The 17,679-nt window shown below is 69.9% G+C and carries 13 protein-coding genes; 7 read left to right on the forward strand and 6 right to left on the reverse strand.

Annotated elements, in window-relative coordinates; genetic code table 11:
- Positions 1-85 precede the first annotated feature (85 nt).
- Positions 86-1,387 carry a S1 family peptidase gene (locus tag LZP97_RS14730; RefSeq protein ID WP_040270589.1) on the forward strand — a complete coding sequence of 434 codons (1,302 nt, stop codon included), beginning with the start codon at positions 86-88 and terminating at the stop codon, positions 1,385-1,387.
- A 397-nt stretch (positions 1,388-1,784) separates the two neighbouring features.
- Here the strand turns inward: LZP97_RS14730 and LZP97_RS14735 are convergent, their stop codons facing one another.
- Complete coding sequence (locus LZP97_RS14735) at positions 1,785-2,459, reverse strand: hypothetical protein (RefSeq protein WP_048772068.1); 675 nt, start codon at positions 2,457-2,459, stop codon at positions 1,785-1,787.
- 482 nt (positions 2,460-2,941) lie between these two features.
- Here LZP97_RS14735 and LZP97_RS14740 point away from each other — a divergent pair, with 482 nt between their 5' ends.
- Positions 2,942-6,304, forward strand: coding sequence for a (Fe-S)-binding protein (locus tag LZP97_RS14740; protein ID WP_048772065.1), 3,363 nt, complete (start codon positions 2,942-2,944; stop codon positions 6,302-6,304).
- A 133-nt stretch (positions 6,305-6,437) separates the two neighbouring features.
- Here LZP97_RS14740 and LZP97_RS14745 read toward each other — a convergent pair whose 3' ends face one another.
- The 3 genes from LZP97_RS14745 to LZP97_RS14755 all read right to left on the reverse strand — a co-directional run bounded on the left by LZP97_RS14745 (position 6,438) and on the right by LZP97_RS14755 (position 9,101).
- The gene (locus LZP97_RS14745) at positions 6,438-7,382 is read right to left on the reverse strand and encodes a type IV toxin-antitoxin system AbiEi family antitoxin domain-containing protein (protein ID WP_048772063.1); all 945 of its coding nucleotides are present in this window, start codon (positions 7,380-7,382) and stop codon (positions 6,438-6,440) included.
- Between the two features lie 166 nt (positions 7,383-7,548).
- On the reverse strand, positions 7,549-8,700 hold the full coding sequence (locus tag LZP97_RS14750; RefSeq protein WP_010593273.1) for an alkane 1-monooxygenase: 1,152 nt from the start codon (positions 8,698-8,700) through the stop codon (positions 7,549-7,551).
- Positions 8,701-8,897: 197 nt separating this feature from the next.
- Positions 8,898-9,101, reverse strand: coding sequence for a cold-shock protein (locus LZP97_RS14755; protein WP_003938894.1), 204 nt, complete (start codon positions 9,099-9,101; stop codon positions 8,898-8,900).
- A gap of 146 nt (positions 9,102-9,247) precedes the next feature.
- Here LZP97_RS14755 and LZP97_RS14760 point away from each other — a divergent pair, with 146 nt between their 5' ends.
- The 5 genes from LZP97_RS14760 (at position 9,248) to LZP97_RS14780 (ending at position 15,664) form a co-directional block, all read left to right on the forward strand.
- The gene (locus tag LZP97_RS14760) at positions 9,248-10,513 is read left to right on the forward strand and encodes a pyridoxal phosphate-dependent aminotransferase (protein WP_017682223.1); all 1,266 of its coding nucleotides are present in this window, start codon (positions 9,248-9,250) and stop codon (positions 10,511-10,513) included.
- A 376-nt stretch (positions 10,514-10,889) separates the two neighbouring features.
- Positions 10,890-12,197 carry a YibE/F family protein gene (locus tag LZP97_RS14765; RefSeq protein WP_234574707.1) on the forward strand — a complete coding sequence of 436 codons (1,308 nt, stop codon included), beginning with the start codon at positions 10,890-10,892 and terminating at the stop codon, positions 12,195-12,197.
- A 115-nt stretch (positions 12,198-12,312) separates the two neighbouring features.
- On the forward strand, positions 12,313-13,575 hold the full coding sequence (locus tag LZP97_RS14770) for a PP2C family protein-serine/threonine phosphatase (RefSeq protein ID WP_017682225.1): 1,263 nt from the start codon (positions 12,313-12,315) through the stop codon (positions 13,573-13,575).
- Positions 13,572-15,227, forward strand: coding sequence for a sensor histidine kinase (locus LZP97_RS14775; protein WP_234574709.1), 1,656 nt, complete (start codon positions 13,572-13,574; stop codon positions 15,225-15,227). The genes LZP97_RS14770 and LZP97_RS14775 overlap by 4 nt, the downstream gene beginning before the upstream one ends.
- Entirely contained in the window at positions 15,224-15,664 is a 441-nt protein-coding gene (locus LZP97_RS14780) for a response regulator (RefSeq protein ID WP_017682227.1), read from the forward strand. Before LZP97_RS14775 ends, LZP97_RS14780 begins: the two co-directional genes overlap by 4 nt.
- Positions 15,665-15,770: 106 nt before the next feature.
- Here LZP97_RS14780 and LZP97_RS14785 read toward each other — a convergent pair whose 3' ends face one another.
- Positions 15,771-16,196 carry an ATP-binding protein gene (locus LZP97_RS14785; protein WP_017682228.1) on the reverse strand — a complete coding sequence of 142 codons (426 nt, stop codon included), beginning with the start codon at positions 16,194-16,196 and terminating at the stop codon, positions 15,771-15,773.
- 69 nt (positions 16,197-16,265) lie between these two features.
- Positions 16,266-17,666 carry an Hsp70 family protein gene (locus LZP97_RS14790; protein ID WP_234574711.1) on the reverse strand — a complete coding sequence of 467 codons (1,401 nt, stop codon included), beginning with the start codon at positions 17,664-17,666 and terminating at the stop codon, positions 16,266-16,268.
- Positions 17,667-17,679 lie beyond the last annotated feature (13 nt).

The raw sequence follows: 17,679 nt of genomic DNA on the forward strand, positions 1-17,679 counted from the left end.
CCCATATGATCGTCCCGTCCAGCACCGGCCCGCCCGGGGCCGGCATCTCCGCGCACCGTCGCGGAGATCAACGAGGAAGGCATCCATGCGACGCTCCTTCGCCCGTCGAGCAGCGGTCTACGGTTCGGCAGCGCTCATGCTGTTCGGCCCCGCCGCCGCCATCGCCCAGGCCGAACCGGCCCCGATCGAGGCGACGGCGCTGCCGAACGAACTCGTGGAGGCGCTGGCCCGGGACCTGCAGATGAGCCCCGAGCGGTACCTGACGGACGCTGCCCGCAGCCAGGAGCTGGCCCGCTTCGCCGAGACGGCGCGGGAGCAGTTCGCTGCCGTGTTCTCCGGTGTGTGGCTCGAGCAGGACGGCACGCCGAAGGTGGGGCTGACCGAGGGTGAGGGCTACGACGCCGCCCGCGAGGCCGCCGAGGACGCCGGATTCACCGTCGAGGACACCGACCGCACCGAGACGCAGCTGCGCGACGAACTGAAGGCGCTGAACGACTGGCTGGCCACCCAGCCGCCCGCCGTCGCCGACCTGGTGCGCGGCGTCGCCATCGACGTCGTGCACAACGACGTCGTGCTGCGCACCGAGAACGTCGCCGGGATCGAGCTGCCCGACTTCCTGCAGGGCGCCCGGGTGCTGTTCGCGCCCGCACCGCTCGTCCCGGAGCCGGCCGCAGGAGACCTGCAGCCCGTCGCCGATCTCGCCGCCCCCACGGCCCTGTTCGGCGGGGACGCCTACGCCGCCCTCGGCGCCGGCGATGGTCTGCGCTGCTCGCTCGGCTTCAACGCCGTCGACGGCTCGGACCGGCCGGTCAACATCACCGCCGGGCACTGCGACCCGAACCGGCCGTCCGCCGGCACCGAGTACGCGTCGAAGGTGTATCACCTGATCGGCGAGGAACTCGGCCAGCAGCTCGGCACCTTCGAGAAGACCAGCCTGGACGGCCACGACTACGCCCTGATCCGGCCCACCGCCGAGGCACAGGGCCGGTTCGAGAACAACGGGGTGCGGGTGCCGCTCGCGGCGCCGCTGCCGATCACCGGTATCGCCGAGCCCGTCGTCGGTGCGCCCGCGTGCAAGTCCGGCGTCCGCTCGGGCTACAGCTGCGGTGTCGTGACCGCGGCGGGTCAGACCGTCGAGGTCGGCCACCGGGTGCTGAGGGACGGCTTCTCCACCAACCTGTGCGCCCTGCAGGGCGACAGCGGCGGCACGATCGTCACCGGCACCCTCGCCCTGGGCATCTCCAGCGCCTCGAACGTCGGCCAGTACGGCATGTGCGAGATCGCCGGCGTGGTCAGCGGTCTGCTCGGCGAGTCGCCGGAGCTGTTCGCGACGCCGATCTCCGCGGTCCTCGCCGAGAACCCCGGGTTGCGCGTGCGCACCTGGTGATCGTCGCTCTGTGAGAGCGTCACTGTGAGTGGTCCACGAGGGCCCGCCTCCGACCGGAGGCGGGCCCTCGTGCTGTGCGGCGTGTCGCACCGGGCGCGACGATCGGAAACCAGCCGACCGGTTTAGGATCCAGAACGTCCCGAGGTCCGGCTGCGGAGTGTTCCGCGGCCGGACTGTTGCATATCCCGGCGTCCGCTGACGGCCGGTTCGACAGAAGGTGAGTGGCCGGTGTCAACAGATCTGTTGCTGGTCGGGGTCGATGTGGTGGTCTATGCCGCCGAGCTCGTGGTGCACCTTTTCCGGCTGATCACCCTCAACTCCTGAGGATGCCGAGAGAAAACGACTGCGGCCCCGCCACCGGAACGGTGACGGGGCCGCAGTGGCTTTGGCGCGAGAACTACTTCTCGGCCCACTCCGTGGTGCCCGGGGGCGCCATGAGGGTGTTGATCAGGCCAATACCGGCGACGACCAGGGTCGGGCCACCGACCACGATGGTGCCGATGACACCACCGATACCCGCACCTGCAACAGTGCCGATGGCAGGCATGACGAACGTGCCCACGATTGCGCCGATGATGGTGCCGGTCAGACCGCCGACGGCGGTGGCGATGCCCAGCTGCGACGCGAAGTTCTGCTGCGCCTTCAGGTTCTCCTCGGGCGACGCGACGTCGTTCAGCTTCAGGCTGACGGGGTTGAGACCCGGAGCGACCTTGTCCTCGGGGTCGACCGGGGTGGCCTTGGCCGGGTCGACGACCGGAGTCAGGGTGAGGGTCTTGCCGTCCTCGCTGATCTCCCGCTCGAACGGCAGCTGCAGGTCGCCGAGCTGGATGGCCAGCGGCAGGCTCACGACCGCGTTGCCGTCGCTGTCCTGCAGCTCGACGCTCTTGCCGTCGCCGGACACGGCGAACGAACCGGCGTCGATGACGGTGACGACGGAGTCGCCCTCCGCCTTGGTCTCGTAGTTGATCTCCTCCGGTGCCGTGACCGCCGGAGCGGCGTAGGACGTGCCGGCGGTGAGGCCGACGGCAGCGATGGTCATCGCCGCCACGGCGGCGAGCTTCCTGAACTTCATTCGATTCCGTTCTGTGACTTCGGCGCACGCCCCCGACGGACGCCCCCCAAGTTCTGACACCAATGCGCCCCTGCGCACCGTAGGCCCTGATCGCGGGTGCGCGAAGCACATCTCGCGCAGCATCATAACCGACATCACAGGGATCGTCGCGTCCGGAATGTGCCGAATCCGTTGCCGGTCTGTTGCCCGACTCGACGGTAGGGATGCCGAAGCGTGACCGGTTACCGCACGTTAGGTATGCCTGACTCAATGAGTCGAAAGGTTTAACGCTTACCGTGGGCGGACACTCACGCTACGGCGCGATGCGGCAATTCGGCCGCCCCCCACGCGGTCGACCTCCACCAGGCACCGCGCCGCAGCACCGCGAGACTAGACTACTGGCCGGTAACTTCCTATAGCTACCGGCTGGTAACTTAGTTCGGGTTACGATGCGTGGGCTTATACCAGGCGGCCGCGGCCGCCCCCGACACGAAAGGCCACCTATGAATGCCCTGACGATCACGTTGGGCACGATCGGCGTGCTGCTCAGTCTGGTGTGCTGGTACTCGTTCATCGGTGGCGCGATGAAGATGGTCAACGTCGTCCGGATCGGCCAGCCGGCTCCGGATCGGTGGCAGCCGTTCTTCCCGCGCTTCAAGCAGATGCTCGTCGAGTTCGTCGCACACACCCGGATGAGCAAGTTCCGCACCGTGGGCTGGGCCCACTGGCTGGTGATGGTCGGCTTCATGCTCGGCGCGATCGTCTGGTTCGAGGCCTACGGCCAGACCTTCGACCCGGCGTTCCACTGGCCGCTGATCGGCAACACCGCCGTCTACCACCTGATCGACGAACTGCTCGGCCTCGGAACCGTGATCGGCATCACCGCCCTGATCATCATCCGGCAGCTGAACCACCCGCGGAAGCCCGAGCGGCTCTCGCGTTTCGCCGGCTCCGACTTCCGGGCGGCGTACTTCGTCGAGACCGTCGTCCTCATCGAGGGCCTCGGCATGATCTTCGTCAAGGCCGGCAAGATCGCGACCTACGGCCACGCCAACCCGTGGACCGACTTCTTCACGATGAACCTCGCCAAGCTGCTGCCGGCGAGCGCCGTGATGGTGTCGATCTTCGCGTTCGTGAAGCTGATGTCCGGCATGATCTGGCTGTACGTCGTCGGCCGCAACATCACGTGGGGTGTCGCCTGGCACCGCTTCGCCGCGTTCTTCAACATCTACTTCAAGCGTGAAGACGACGGTGGCGTCGCCCTCGGTGCCGCGAAGCCGATGACGTCGAAGGGCAAGGCCATCGACATGGAGACGGCCGATCCGGACACCGACACCTTCGGTGCCGGGAAGATCGAGGACTTCTCCTGGAAGGGCTGGCTCGACTTCACCACGTGCACCGAGTGCGGCCGCTGCCAGTCGCAGTGCCCGGCCTGGAACACCGGCAAGCCGCTGTCGCCCAAGCTGCTCATCACCTCGCTGCGCGACCACGGCTACGCCAAGGCGCCCTACCTGCTCGCCGGTGGCCGCAAGGACCTCGGCGGCGACGAGATCGGGCTGGTCGACGCCGAGGGCAACCCGGACGAAGCCAAGCTCGGAAAGATCCCGGCCGCAGCGCTGGCCGAGACCGACCGCAGGCTCGTCGGCGAGACCGTCGAGGGCGAGCTCGCGCCCGTCATCGACACGGAAACGCTGTGGAGCTGCACCAACTGCGGTGCCTGCGTCGAGCAGTGCCCGGTGGACATCGAGCACGTCGACCACATCATCGACATGCGCCGCTACCAGGTGCTCATCGAGTCCGACTTCCCGTCCGAGCTCGCGGGTCTGTTCAAGAACCTCGAGAACAAGGGCAACCCGTGGGGCCAGAACGCCAAGGACCGGCTCAACTGGATCTCCGAACTCGACTTCGACGTTCCGGTGTTCGGTCAGGACGCGGACACCTTCGCCGACTACGAGTACCTGTTCTGGGTCGGCTGCGCCGGTGCCTACGAGGACCGGGCCAAGAAGACCACCAAGGCCGTCGCCGAGTTGCTCGCGACCGCCGGCGTGAAGTTCATGGTGCTCGGCGCCGAGGAGACCTGCACCGGCGACTCGGCACGTCGCGCGGGCAACGAGTTCCTGTTCCAGCAGCTCGCGATGCAGAACATCGAGACGCTGAACTCGGTGTTCGAAGGCGTCGAGGACTCCAAGCGCAAGATCGTCGTCACCTGTGCGCACTGCTTCAACGCGCTCAACAACGAGTACCCGCAGGTCGGCGGTAACTACGAGGTCGTCCACCACACCCAGCTGCTCAACCGCCTCGTGCGGCAGAAGAAGCTGGTGCCGGTGGCGTCGGTGAGCCAGGACGTGACCTACCACGATCCCTGCTTCCTCGGCCGCCACAACAAGGTGTACGACGCGCCGCGCGAGCTCATGGCAGCGTCCGGTGCGAAGCTCACCGAGATGCCGCGGCACGGCGAGCGATCCATGTGCTGTGGTGCCGGTGGTGCCCGCATGTGGATGGAAGAGAAGATCGGCAAGCGGATCAACATCGACCGCGTCGACGAAGCGCTGTCGACGAGTCCGTCGAAGATCGCCACCGGCTGCCCGTTCTGCCGCGTCATGCTCAACGACGGTGTCACCGCTCGCCAGGAGAAGGGCGAGGGTGAGGGCGTCGAGGTCGTCGACGTCGCGCAGCTCATGCTCGACTCGATCACGCGTCTCGAACCGGCGCAGCTCGGCGAGAACCTCAAGGTGATCCCGAGTGAGCGGCCCGCTCCCGCCCCGGCCGCGGACTCGAAGGGCGCCGCCGTGGCGTCCGAGGCCGTCGCCGAGACCGAGGAGAAGGAACGCGTCGAGGAGATCGAGGAGGCGGCCGCGACGCCGGCAGCCCCCAAGACGGCCCCGGCCGATGGTCTTCAGATGAAGGGCGCCGCCAAGGCTCCCGGCGCGAAGCCGGGCGGACTGCAGATGAAGGGCGGTCTGAAGGCTCCCGGCGCGAAGGCTTCCGGTGACGGCGCCGCAGCCGAAGCTCCCGCTGCACCCGCCGCCAAGCCGGGCGGACTGCAGATGAAGGGCGGGCTCAAGGCCCCGGGCGCCAAGAAGGCCGCCCCGGCGGCTCCGGCCGCCGAATCCGCTCCTGCCGAGGCACCGGCTGCGCCGAAGGCGAAGCCGGGCGGGCTGCAGATGAAGGGCGGGCTCAAGGCCCCGGGCGCCAAGAAGGCCGCCCCGGCAGCTCCGGCCGCCGAGGCTCCCGCCGCGGAGGCGCCGGCTGCCGAGGCACCGGCCGCACCGTCGGTCCCGAAGGCCAAGCCGGGCGGGCTGCAGATGAAGGGCGGGCTCAAGGCCCCGGGCGCCAAGAAGGCCGCCCCGGCGGCTCCGGCCGCCAAGGCTCCCGCCACCGAGGCTCCCGCCTCCGCGGAAGCACCCGCTGCGGAAGCACCGGCTGCGGAAGCACCCGCTGCCGAGACTTCGACGGCTCCCGAGCCGCCGAAGGCGAAGCCGGGCGGCCTGGCCTTCAAGGGTGGAGCAAAGGCTCCCGGCGCCCGCAAGGCCGCCGCGCCGACAGCTCCAGCCGAGAAGTCCGAGCCGGCTGGAAAGCCCGAGCCGGCTGAGAAGCCCGCGGCCCCCGAAAAGGCACCGGAACCGGCGCACGCACCCCCGGGTGAGGCACCCGATCCGGACGCCCCGCCGGAGAAGGCACCGGAGCCCGAGACGCAGTCGACCAACGGCGCGGAGGCAACGCCGACCAACGGTGCGGAGGCAACGCCGACCAATGGCGCCGAGGCCTCGCCGACCAATGGCGCCGAGTCCCCGGCTCCCCCGCAGGCCAAGCCCGGCGCGCTGGGCTTCCGGTCCGGCGCCAAGGCCCCCGGCCGGCGCTCGTAACGCCAGCGACGCCCCCCACCTCGTGTGGGGGGCGTCGTCGTCTTCCCGAGCAGACACCCTTTCTACCGTCCTTGCACCCCTTGCGTACGCCCACAGCGGGGGCAAGCACGCGACGACGGGTGCAAGCTCGACCTCAGACCCTGAACGTCCCGGTGGGCCGCGGGCCCCGCGCGGCCCGCGTGATCGCCTCCCGGATGCGGTCGGCGACCACCAGGGGTACGGCCAGCTCGTCCCACACCCAGCGCACCACGGTCCAGCCGGCGTCGCGCAGACGATCCTCACGCTGCTTCTCCCGCCACACCGTCTCCTCCGGCGCGACGTCGTCGCCCCGGTACTTCACGCGTCCGTCGAACTCACCGATCACGCCGTGGTCCGGGAGCAGGAAATCGACCCGGGCCAGCCACCGTCCCCGGGCGTCGTGGACCGTCGCCTGGGTCAGTGGTATCGGAAGTCCGGCGCGGACGAACAGCACGCGGCTGCGGGACTCGCCGACGCTCTCGCTCCGTCCGTCCATGAACTGCGCCGCGCGCAGGCCCTTCGCATGACCGGGGTGGCGGACGTTGCGCGCCAGCGCATCGGTCACGTCGGCGACGGAGATCCCGCACGTGTGCAGGGCGTGGTCCCCTGCGACGACGGCCTGCTCGAACGGAAGGGTGCGGGCGAGGTCGGCGACGGTGCGCGCGACGGTCAGCACGCGCGCTCCGTCGATCTCGGTGACCTCGTCGGGAGCGAACGGCGACGCATGCAGGTTCCGTCCCGGCGTGCGCTTCGCTCCCCCGGCGCGGTTGCGGGTCAGGTGGACGTCGTCCAGCGGGGTGTGCCACAGGGCGAGGCCGTGCAGGACGGCGGCCGAGACGTGGCTGAGCGCGGCGTCGGAACGGATCGCCCCGGCCACCGCGACGGCCCGGCGGTGGTGGCGGCCGTATTCGTCGAGCTGCGAATAACTCTCGGCCGGCAGGTAAGCGCCGCGGTGGACGCGGTGCCAGTGCCCGCGCCCGCACAGTCGCCGGATCTCGCGATCGCTGACGCCCCGCTCGAGGGCCGCAGCGCGCCGGATGATGTCGTGTTCGTCGCCCATGCGGTCACAGTGCCGTATCGGGCCGGGCGCACACTGCGACGACGGCGGGACCGACTCGATCTGTGGATGGATCGCCCGGTTGTGGACAGCCGAGCTTGCGCCGGATATCGCGTCCTTGCACCCGAATTCGACGGCCGCATCGGGTGCAAGCATCCGGATACGGGTGTCAGCTGTGCCGGGCGATGAGCTCCTCGCGACGTGCGGGATCGAGGTTCACGCGCGAGACGTCACCGTCGTAGTGGTCGAGCAGTCGCGGGTCCATCACCTTGCGCCACAGCGGCGGAACGAACGACAGCAGGATCATGACGGCGTAGCCGGCGGGCAGCTGCGGCGCCTCCTCCATCGTGCGCAGCGTCTGGTAGCGCCGCAGCGGATTGGCGTGGTGGTCGCTGTGCCGCTGCAGGTGGTAGAGGAACAGGTTGCTGCAGCTGTGGTCGCTGTTCCAGCTGTGCCGGGGCGCCACACGCACGTAGGAACCGTCGGGTCGCTGCTCGCGCAGCAGGCCGTAGTGCTCGAGGTAGTTGGCGGCCTCGAGGAACATCACCGCCAGGACCGCCTGCACGATCAGCCACGGCGCGACGGACCACCCGAACACCGCGATCAGCCCGGCGTACAGCACGACGGTCAGCGCCCAGGCGTTCAGGACGTTGTTGCGGGGACTCCACCAGGGCAGCCCGCGACGGGCCAGGCGGTCGCGCTCGTACCGCCAGCCCGACCGGACGCCACCGAACACCGAGCGCGGCAGGAACTTCCAGTACGTCTCGCCGAACCGGGCCGTCGCGGCGTCCTCTGGGGTGGCGACGCGCAGATGGTGACCGTGGTTGTGTTCGACGAAGAAATGCCCGTACCCGGACTGGGCGAGGGCGATCTTGGCGAGCCGGCGTTCGAGGTCGGTGCGCTTGTGCCCGAGCTCGTGCGCGGCGTTGATGCCGACGCCGCCGACCACGCCGACGGTGGCGGCCATCGCGAACCGCTCGGGCCAGCCCATCGGCGCGACGGTCCAGACCCAGCAGGCGAAGACGAGACCGGCGTACTGCAGCGGCAGGTACAGGTAGGTGCACCAGCGGTAGTACCGGTCCTCCTCGAGCTCACGCACGAGTTCTTCCGGCGGGTTGGCCTTGTCGACGCCGGTGAATCGATCGACGAGCGGGACGATCACCGCGATCAGCAGCGCGCCGAACGCCCAGAAGAGTCCCAGACGCAGGTACTCGACGAGCACCCACGCGACGAACGGGCTCAGCGGGACGGCGAGCCCGCACAGCCACAGGTATCGCTTGCGGTCCCGCCACTGCGCCACAGCGGCACCGTCCCCCACCATCTACACCAACCCCCTGGTTGTCTCGCCCATCCCCCGAACATCACGGTTCCCACATGCGTATGCCCGCGACGCGCCGGAATGTTACCGAATGGTAGGACAAAAGAGACGAACTGCCCAATGGGTTGTGACCTGGACCGAAAGCAGCAGCGGCGCCGCACCGAAGGTGCAGCGCCGCCGAATTGTCGGGACGAACCCGCTCAGATGGGACGAACCCCCTGGGCCTGCGGACCCTTCTGTCCCTGTCCGATCTCGAACTCGACCCGGGCCCCTTCGTCCAGCGACTTGAAACCGGAACCCTGGATCTCCGAGTAGTGAACGAACACGTCGGGTCCACCGCCGTCCTGCTCGATGAAGCCGAAACCCTTTTCGGCGTTGAACCACTTCACAGTTCCCTGTGCCATACCGTACGACTCCTCAATCCACCCGCGCGTCACCCCGACGCCACGGTCACAAGTCGTCATGATTGCACTTTTCGGGCCGAACGTCGCGGTGGACGCGGCGACGCGCCCCAAATCCGGCTGAAACCCGGTTGCGGACGGGTGGCACCATGGACGCCGTGAGTACAGGAGAACAGGGCCACCTTCACCACCGCATCAGCCGGAAACTCGAGCAGTCCGCGAAGCTGCAGAACGTGCTGTACGAGATCCGCGGGCCGGTGCACGCGCACGCCGCGCGGCTCGAGGCGGAGGGGCACCGCATCCTCAAGCTCAACATCGGCAACCCGGCGCCGTTCGGGTTCGAGGCGCCGGAGACGATCGTGCAGGACATGATCGCCGCGCTGCCCCACGCCCAGGGTTACTCGGAGTCGAAGGGCATCGCGTCGGCGCGCCGGGCCATCGTCACCCGCTACGAACTCGTGCCGGGCTTCCCGAAGCTCGACATCAACGACGTCTACCTCGGCAACGGCGTCTCCGAGCTGATCACGATGACGATGCAGGCCCTGCTCGACGACGGCGACGAGGTGCTGATCCCGGCGCCGGACTACCCGCTGTGGACGGCGATGACGTCCCTGGCCGGGGGCACGCCGGTGCACTACCTGTGCGACGAGTCCAACGAGTGGAATCCCGACATCGAGGACATCGAGTCGAAGATCACGGACAAGACCAAGGCCCTGCTGGTCATCAACCCGAACAACCCGACGGGCGCCGTGTACTCGCTCGAGGTGCTCGAACAGCTGGTGCAGCTGGCCCGCCGGCACCAGCTGCTGCTCCTGGCCGACGAGATCTACGACAAGATCCTCTACGACGACGCCAAGCACATCTCCCTGGCCACCCTCGCCCCCGACCTGCTGTGCCTGACCTACAACGGCCTGTCGAAGGCCTACCGGGTGGCCGGATACCGGTCGGGGTGGATGACGATCACCGGTCCGAAGGAGCACGCGGCCGGCTTCCTCGAGGGCATCGACCTGCTCGCCTCGACCCGCCTGTGCCCCAACGTGCCGGCTCAGCACGCGATCCAGGTCGCGCTCGGCGGGCATCAGAGCATCGAGGACCTGATCCTGCCCGGTGGCCGGCTGCTCGAGCAGCGCGACGTCGCGTGGGAGCGCCTGAACTCGATCCCCGGGGTGAGCTGCGTCAAGCCCCGCGGCGCCCTGTACGCCTTCCCGCGCCTCGATCCGGACGTGTACGAGATCCACGACGACGAGAAGCTGGTCCAGGACCTGCTGCTGCAGGAGAAGATCCTGATGGTGCAGGGCACCGGCTTCAACTGGCCGGATCCGGACCATCTGCGGATCGTGACGCTGCCCTGGGCCCGCGACCTCGCGGTGGCCATCGAACGGTTCGGCAACTTCCTGTCCAGCTACAAGCAGTGATCTCCACGAGAATCGACCGCCGTCACGACACGCCCGGGATGCGCGACACGCCGAACGTTGTCGAATGTATATGTACCCCCATGCGAACTGCATCGCCGCAGGCCGGGACGTCGACCACGAACCGGGAACGAGCGTTCGGCCGGGTTCCGGTGAGGACCGACACACCGTAGGTACTACCCGTCGGACCGACAGAAGCAGTACGTTTGTCTACGGCACCTCAGCGTGCTGGGCTCCCTGATCATCGCCACCCCCCTGTGCGAGATCAGGTCGACGGTGGCGGGGACACCCCCCTGCTCCCCGCCACCACCAGCCCATCTCCCCCGCGAGTGACCGCGGACTCCGCGATGCGACTTCACCGAGACCACGTCGTTACCCTGTGTCGGTGACACGAGCAGAGCCCACCGGCCCCAGCCACGGACACGGACACGGGCACGGGCACGGACACGGCCACTTCTCCGGACCCGTCCCCGTCGGACCCACCGCCGCGAAGGTCGTCGTCGGACTCCTCGTCGTGATCGGCATCGCCGTGCTCGCGGGCGCCGTCGCCCTGTGGCCGAGCCGCGAGGCCGTCGACATCCCGGCCCCGCTCCAGACCACCGGCGGCGGAGCCGTCGTCACCGAGGCCGGCACCGTCGTCGAACAGGACATCGGCGCGTGCGGCAGCAGTTCGGCCGGCCGCCCCTTCACCGGCGACCCCGTCCCGCCTCCCACCGAGGCCTACCAGTGCCAGCGCAGCATCGTCACGATCGATTCGGGCCCCAACGAGGGCACCCGCACCCTGCTCGAGATCGGGCCGGGCCCGGGGCAGCCCGACCTGCGCGTCGGCGAGGAGATCCGGCTCGTGCGGCAGGTCGACCCGTCCGGCGCCACCCAGTACTCGTTCTACGACTACGCCCGCGGCCTCCCGATCGCGCTCATCATCACGGCCTTCGCCGTGGTCATCGTCGCCGTCGCCCGCTGGCGCGGCCTGCGCGCCCTGCTCGGCCTGCTGATCGCATTCGGTGTGCTCGTGGTGTTCATGCTCCCCGCGTTGCTCGACGGCCAACCCGCCGTGCCCGTCGCGCTGGTCGGCGGCGCGATCATTCTCTACGCCGTGCTGTATCTCGCGCACGGGGTCAACCTGCGCACCAGTTCGGCCCTGCTCGGCACCCTCGCGTCGATGCTGCTCGCCGCCGTGCTCTCGTACGTCACGATCCGGATGACCCACCTGACCGGGCTGTCCGAGGAACAGAACACCGACGTGCAGCTGTACCTCGAACAGGTCAGCATCACCGGCCTGCTGCTCGCCGGCTTCATCATCGGCTCCCTCGGTGTCCTCAACGACGTGACCATCACCCAGGCGGCGTCGGCGTTCGAGCTGGCGGCCCTCGACCCCACCGCCTCGCGCCGGAAGGTGTTCTCCTCCGCGATGCGGGTCGGCCGCGACCACATCGCCAGCACGGTCTACACCCTGGTGCTGGCGTACGCCGGTGGCGCCCTGCCGCTGTTGCTGCTGTTCAGCGTCGCCGGCCGGTCCATGTCGGACGTGCTCACCGGCGACGCCGTCGCCATCGAGGTGGTGCGGGCGTGTGTGGGCGGCATCGCACTGGCGCTGTCCGTTCCGCTGACCACCGGCATCGCCGCGCTGCTGGCCCGGCCCGGCGCCCCCGAGCCCGTCGCCCGCAAGGGCCGGCATGCCCGGTGACCGTTTCCGGGGCCGCGCGCGTCGGGGAACGTGCGCACGATAGGTATTCTTCCTCTGTTGTCGTCCGGAACGAGGGAACCGGAGTCACGGCACGCGAGATCGAAGGGCAGGGGCCATGTTCTCCGAGCAGCACAGGCCTGCCGGCGCACCACCAGGAATCGGCACCACCACTTCGTCGGTCGCTCTGGACACCGACTGGGCCCGGGAGGAGCCGTCGGTCCTGCTGATCGAGGACGACGCGGGCGACGCGCTCATCGTCGAGGAACTGGTGGCGGACAGCGCCCAGGGCATGCGCCTGGAATGGGTTCAGACGATGGCCGCGGCGCGCGCCGAACTGGACGCCGGCCTGCCCGACTGCATCCTGCTGGATCTGCATCTGCCCGACGCGCAGGGCATGGACGCCCTCGCGCGGGTCCAGCAGTACGCCGCCGGCGTCCCGGTCGTGGTGCTGACCGGCCTCGCCGAGGAGCAGACGGGCCTGGCGGCGGTCGCCGCCGGCGCGCAGGACTATCTCGTCAAGGGACGCGTGGAGCCGGACCTGTTCGGCCGCACCGTGCGCTACGCCATCCAGCGCAAGCAGGCCGAGCACGCCGCCGTCGCGTTGCAGGCCAGCCGGCTGCAGGCCCGGGAGAACGCCCGCCTCGAACGCGGACTGCTGCCGTCGCCGATGCTGCACGGCACCGGCGACGTGGACATCGTGGCCCGCTACCGGCCCGGACGCGAGCAGTCGCTGCTCGGCGGCGACTTCTACGACGTCGTCCAGACCGAGGACGGCACCGTGCACGTGCTCATCGGCGACGTCAGCGGGCACGGTCCCGACGAGGCCGCACTCGGGGTGAGCCTGCGGATCGCCTGGCGCACCCTGGTGGTCACCGGCGTCACGGGTGTCACCCAGTTGCAGAAGCTCGAGCGGATCATGGTCGCCGAGCGCGCGAACGAACGGCACTTCGCCACCCTCACCAGTCTCGCGATGTCGCCGGACCGGCGCCGGGTGCAGGTGATGCGCGCCGGGCATCCGGGTCTGCTGCTGCACAGCCCTCGGGGGGTCGACTGGGTCGAGGCGCCCGGCGGACCCGCCATCGGGTTGCTGCCCGGTGTGTCGACGTGGCCCGTGCACGAGTTGGAGCTGCCGGAAGGCGGCGGCATCATGTTGTTCACCGACGGGCTGTTCGAAGGCCGGGTCGGCGACGGCGGGGAACGCCTCGGCGAGGAGGGGCTGCTGCGGCTGGCCCGCGAGGAGGGTCACCTGACGCCCGAGGCCTTCGTCGACACCCTGATCGACCGGGCCGAGGCCCTGGCGGAAAGTCACGGAGGACTCGGCGACGACGTGGCCGTGGTGCACGTGCGATGGAGCGAGAAGGCAACGGAGCAGGCATGAGAGACCCGTCGAAGCCCGAACCCAAGGTCGAGCGGGTGCGCTCGCGGCTGACGGTCCAGAGTTGGTTCCAGGTCGCCTTCGCGGTCCTTGCCGTGTTCGTCGTTCTCGGCACCATCGTGGGCGGGTACTTCATCCAGCGCACCGCCCAGATCACCGACGAGCTCGTCGACCAGATCCAACCGGCCCGCGCCGAGGCATACCGGCTGCAGGCGGCTCTGCTGGATCAGGAGACCGGCGCCCGCGGCTATGCCGCCACCGGCGACGTCGAGTTCCTCGCCCCGTACCTGACCGGCAAACGCGTCGAGCAGGAGGCCGCCGACCGGATGCGCGAGTTCACCACCGGCCATCCGGAGCTGCTCGCCGACGTCGACGAGATCGAGGCAGCGGCCGAGGCCTGGCGCGCCGACTACGCCGACCCGCTCGTCGCGAGCGTCGTCCCCGGCGTCCCCGCACCGGTGGATCCCGCGACCACCGAGCGCGGCCGGACGACGTTCGACGCCATGCGCACCCTGTTCGAGGAGCAGAACGCGGCACTCGTCCAGGCCCGCGCGGACGGCTACGACGACCTGATCCACGCCCGGACCATCCGCAACTCCGTGCTGGTGGCGATGGTGGCGGGCTTCCTGCTCACCGGCCTGCTCATGGTGGTCCTGGTGCACAACCTCGTCGCGATGCCGCTGGTCAGCCTGCGTGCGGCGACGCGGCGGGTCGTCGCGGACGGCAACTTCGACCAGCACATCCACCCTCAGGGCCCGAAGGACATCCGGATCCTGGCCCGGGACGTCGAGGAGATGCGCGGGCGCATCGTGTTCGCGCTGGCCGCCGCCCACGCCCAGCACCAGCAACTCGCCCAGCAGAAGGCCGACCTCGACACCCAGGCCGAGGAACTGCGGCGCTCGAACGCCGAGCTCGAGCAGTTCGCCTACGTCGCCTCCCACGACCTGCAGGAGCCGCTGCGCAAGGTCGCCTCGTTCTGCCAGCTGCTCGAGAAGCGCTACGGCGACAAGCTCGACGAGCGCGGCGCCCAGTACATCGCGTTCGCCGTCGACGGCGCCAAGCGCATGCAGGTCCTCATCAACGACCTGCTGACCTTCTCCCGCGTCGGGCGGGTCAGCGACGACCACGTACGCGTCGACCTGGATCAGCAGTTGGACAAGGCGCTGGCCAACCTGGCCGCGGCGATCGACGAGTCCGGCGCGCGGGTCGAGCGTCCCGAGAACCTGCCCGAGATCACGGGCGATCCGACCCTGCTGACGATGCTCTGGCAGAATCTGCTGGGCAACGCGATCAAGTTCCGCCACCCCGACCGCACTCCCGTCCTGCAGATCACCTGCGAGCGGGACGAGGGAGACCAGGACGGGCCCGGCAGCTGGACGCTGTGCGTCGCGGACAACGGCATCGGCATCGACCCCGAGTTCGCCGAGAAGGTGTTCGTCATCTTCCAGCGTCTCCACGGCCGCGACGTCTACACCGGCACCGGTATCGGGCTGGCGGTGTGCAAGAAGATCGTCGAGTACCACGGTGGCAGGATCTGGATCGACACCGAGCACACCGAGGGCACCCGGTTCTGCTTCACCGTTCCGGCCCTGCCCGACGAAGAACCCGAAGCGCCCGCCCCGGCCGACACCGACCTCGAAGGAGCCCCCGCATGACCCCCGCCGAGCCCATCGACGTCCTGCTGGTCGAAGACGACCCGGGCGACGAGCTGATGACCCGCGAGGCCTTCGAGGACAACAAGATCGGCAACGAGCTGCACGTGGTCCGCGACGGCGAGGAGGCCCTGGACTTCCTGTACCAGCGCGGCGCCTACACCGAGGCGCCGCGGCCCGACCTGATCCTGCTGGACCTCAACCTGCCCAAGTACGACGGGCGGCAGGTCCTCGAGAAGATCAAGTCCGACCCGGATCTGTCCGACATCCCGGTCGTGGTGCTGACCACCTCGGCCGCCGAGGAGGACATCCTGCGCAGCTACCGGCTGCACGCCAACGCGTACGTCACCAAGCCGGTGGATCTCGACCAGTTCATCGGGGCGGTCCGGCAGATCGACGAGTTCTTCGTGCAGGTCGTCCGGCTGCCGCGCCGCCGGTAGTCGTCACCGCCGGTAGTCGTCACTGCCGGTAGTCGTCACTGCCGGTAGTCGTCACAGCCGGTAGTCGTCACCACGGAGGCTCCCCGCCCCGCCGGTGCGGCTGTCGTCAGATGCTCCAGCGCATGGTGACGACGGTCCCGGTCTCGGCCGGGGCCACGGTCGCCGTGTCCGAGAGGGAGTTGATCAGCGTGAGGCCGTGACCGCGGGAGCTGGTGCCCGGGTCCGTGTCGTTGGCGCGCCAGCTGCCCCGGTCGATGATGGCGACCTCGACCTGACGGTCGCCCGGGATGAGCGTCGCCTCGAGGTCGAGGGTGCCCGACGCGCCGTCGCGGTAGGCGTGCTCGACGGCGTTGGCGAGCGCCTCGTAGCTGGCCAGCAGCACGTCGCGGGTCAGCTCGGGGCTCACGTGCACCGCGTCGAGCCAGCGTTCGAGAGCACGCCGCAGCACGGTCAGCTGACCGGGCTCGGCGCGCACGCGCCGATAGGCGAGCGTGACCGAGTCGCACAGCGGGGTGTTCTGCGGCGAAAACATCGTCTGTACTCTAACCTGTCGCGCCGGACGCCATCGGACACGAGGTCCCACGGGCGGCGCCCGGGCCCGTCAGATCGGCAGCCGCAGCTCCGGCGGCACTTCGATCGTGGGCAGCGGCGGCAGTGGCGGCAGCGTCGGCACCGGGATGTTCAGGCCGGGAATCAACGGCGGCGGCGCCGTCGTGGGAGGCGGCGGAGGCGGTACCACGCGCTCGGTCGTGGGGTCCTCGACCGGCGGGACGGTCGTGGTGGTCGTCGGTGCCGGTGCCGGCGCGACGGCGGGTGCCGGCTGCGGGGTCGGCGACGGCGTCGTCACGATCACCTCGGTCTGCCGGGTGTCCGACTCGTCGTCGCCGGCGAGAGTGTTCTGGGCGCCCAGCGCCAGGCCGATCATGGCGACGACGCCCAGGGCGGTGCCGGCCAGCCCGGCCCCGCTGATCTGTCGTTTGGACACGTGCGGTTCGTGAGCGGTCGCCGCCCGCTTCCGCCCCGGTGTCCTGGTCTCGTCGGCCGGTGCGGGCGTGGCGGGGCGCGGCAGCCTCTCGGTGCGGTGCGGCGCCGTGCCGCCCGGCGGGACGATGCGTTCGGTCGCGGCCGGGGCGGCGAGTTGTTCGGTGACCGCGGTGTCCGCGGCGACGGCACGCAGGGCGCCGCCCTTGGCCAGGACGAGTTCGGGTTCGTGCGGCACCACGACGGGCAGCTTCGTCCACGTCTCGAGCACCCGGCGCACCAGGCGGACGTGGGCCCCGCCGCCGAGCAGCACGATCGTCTCCGGCTGGGCGCCGGACCGCTGCACGACGTCGCGCACGAACCGTGCCGAGCCCTCGACGAGCGGGTTGATCAGCGGTTCGAACGTCTCCAGGGACATGAGGATCACGCCGGCGGCACCCGGCACGGCGACGGCGTCGCTGCCGGACAGCTGTTCCTTCGCCGTCCGGCACTGGGCGACGAACTCCTCGTCCTCGGGGTCGTCGGGCCGCCACACGCCGTCCGAGCCGAGCAGGTGCAGGCGCACCGCGTCGTCGAACAGGCGCCCGGCGACGGCCCCGGTGCGTTCGGTGTGCACGGCGCCGGTGCTGCGGTCGGCGACGGTGACGGTGAGCCCGGACGCGCCGAGGTCGTAGAGGACCGCGACGTCGGCGGTGAGCTCGCCGGTGGCCCGCAGGTACGTCAGTGCGGCCTCGGACTCGCCGACGAGCCGGTAGCGGTCGAGTCCCTGCTCGGCCATCGCGGCGCGGAGCCGTTCGGCCTCGGCGGCGTCGCGGTACACCAGGCCCGCGCGCTCGACGCTCTCCCCCGCGATGCCGGCCTGCACGAGCACGCCCACGGTCTGCGCCGCGAGGCGTGCCGGGTCGTCCCGTCTGGTCTCGACCACCTGGAACTGGTAGCCCGCGGAGGGTGCGTCCGGATCGATCGGACGAACGATCCGGACGGCACTCGTCCCTGCGGTCACCCCGAGAACCGAACTCATCAGCCGCCTTCTG

Source organism: Rhodococcus sp. DMF-1, assembly GCF_021441945.1.
Classification (GTDB): domain Bacteria; phylum Actinomycetota; class Actinomycetes; order Mycobacteriales; family Mycobacteriaceae; genus Rhodococcus; species Rhodococcus ruber.

Excerpts from the sequence above, each read along its gene's own strand:
- LZP97_RS14735 (WP_048772068.1), bottom strand. The coding sequence starts at position 2,459 with ATGAAGTTCAGGAAGCTCGCCGCCGTGGCGGCGATGACCATCGCTGCC.
- LZP97_RS14775 (WP_234574709.1), top strand. The coding sequence starts at position 13,572 with ATGAGAGACCCGTCGAAGCCCGAACCCAAGGTCGAGCGGGTGCGCTCG.
- LZP97_RS14750 (WP_010593273.1), bottom strand. The coding sequence starts at position 8,700 with ATGGTGGGGGACGGTGCCGCTGTGGCGCAGTGGCGGGACCGCAAGCGA.
- LZP97_RS14780 (WP_017682227.1), top strand. The coding sequence starts at position 15,224 with ATGACCCCCGCCGAGCCCATCGACGTCCTGCTGGTCGAAGACGACCCG.
- LZP97_RS14755 (WP_003938894.1), bottom strand. The coding sequence starts at position 9,101 with ATGGCACAGGGAACTGTGAAGTGGTTCAACGCCGAAAAGGGTTTCGGC.
- LZP97_RS14745 (WP_048772063.1), bottom strand. The coding sequence starts at position 7,382 with ATGGGCGACGAACACGACATCATCCGGCGCGCTGCGGCCCTCGAGCGG.
- LZP97_RS14770 (WP_017682225.1), top strand. The coding sequence starts at position 12,313 with ATGTTCTCCGAGCAGCACAGGCCTGCCGGCGCACCACCAGGAATCGGC.
- LZP97_RS14790 (WP_234574711.1), bottom strand. The coding sequence starts at position 17,666 with ATGAGTTCGGTTCTCGGGGTGACCGCAGGGACGAGTGCCGTCCGGATC.
- LZP97_RS14785 (WP_017682228.1), bottom strand. The coding sequence starts at position 16,196 with ATGTTTTCGCCGCAGAACACCCCGCTGTGCGACTCGGTCACGCTCGCC.
- LZP97_RS14760 (WP_017682223.1), top strand. The coding sequence starts at position 9,248 with ATGGACGCCGTGAGTACAGGAGAACAGGGCCACCTTCACCACCGCATC.
- LZP97_RS14740 (WP_048772065.1), top strand. The coding sequence starts at position 2,942 with ATGAATGCCCTGACGATCACGTTGGGCACGATCGGCGTGCTGCTCAGT.
- LZP97_RS14730 (WP_040270589.1), top strand. The coding sequence starts at position 86 with ATGCGACGCTCCTTCGCCCGTCGAGCAGCGGTCTACGGTTCGGCAGCG.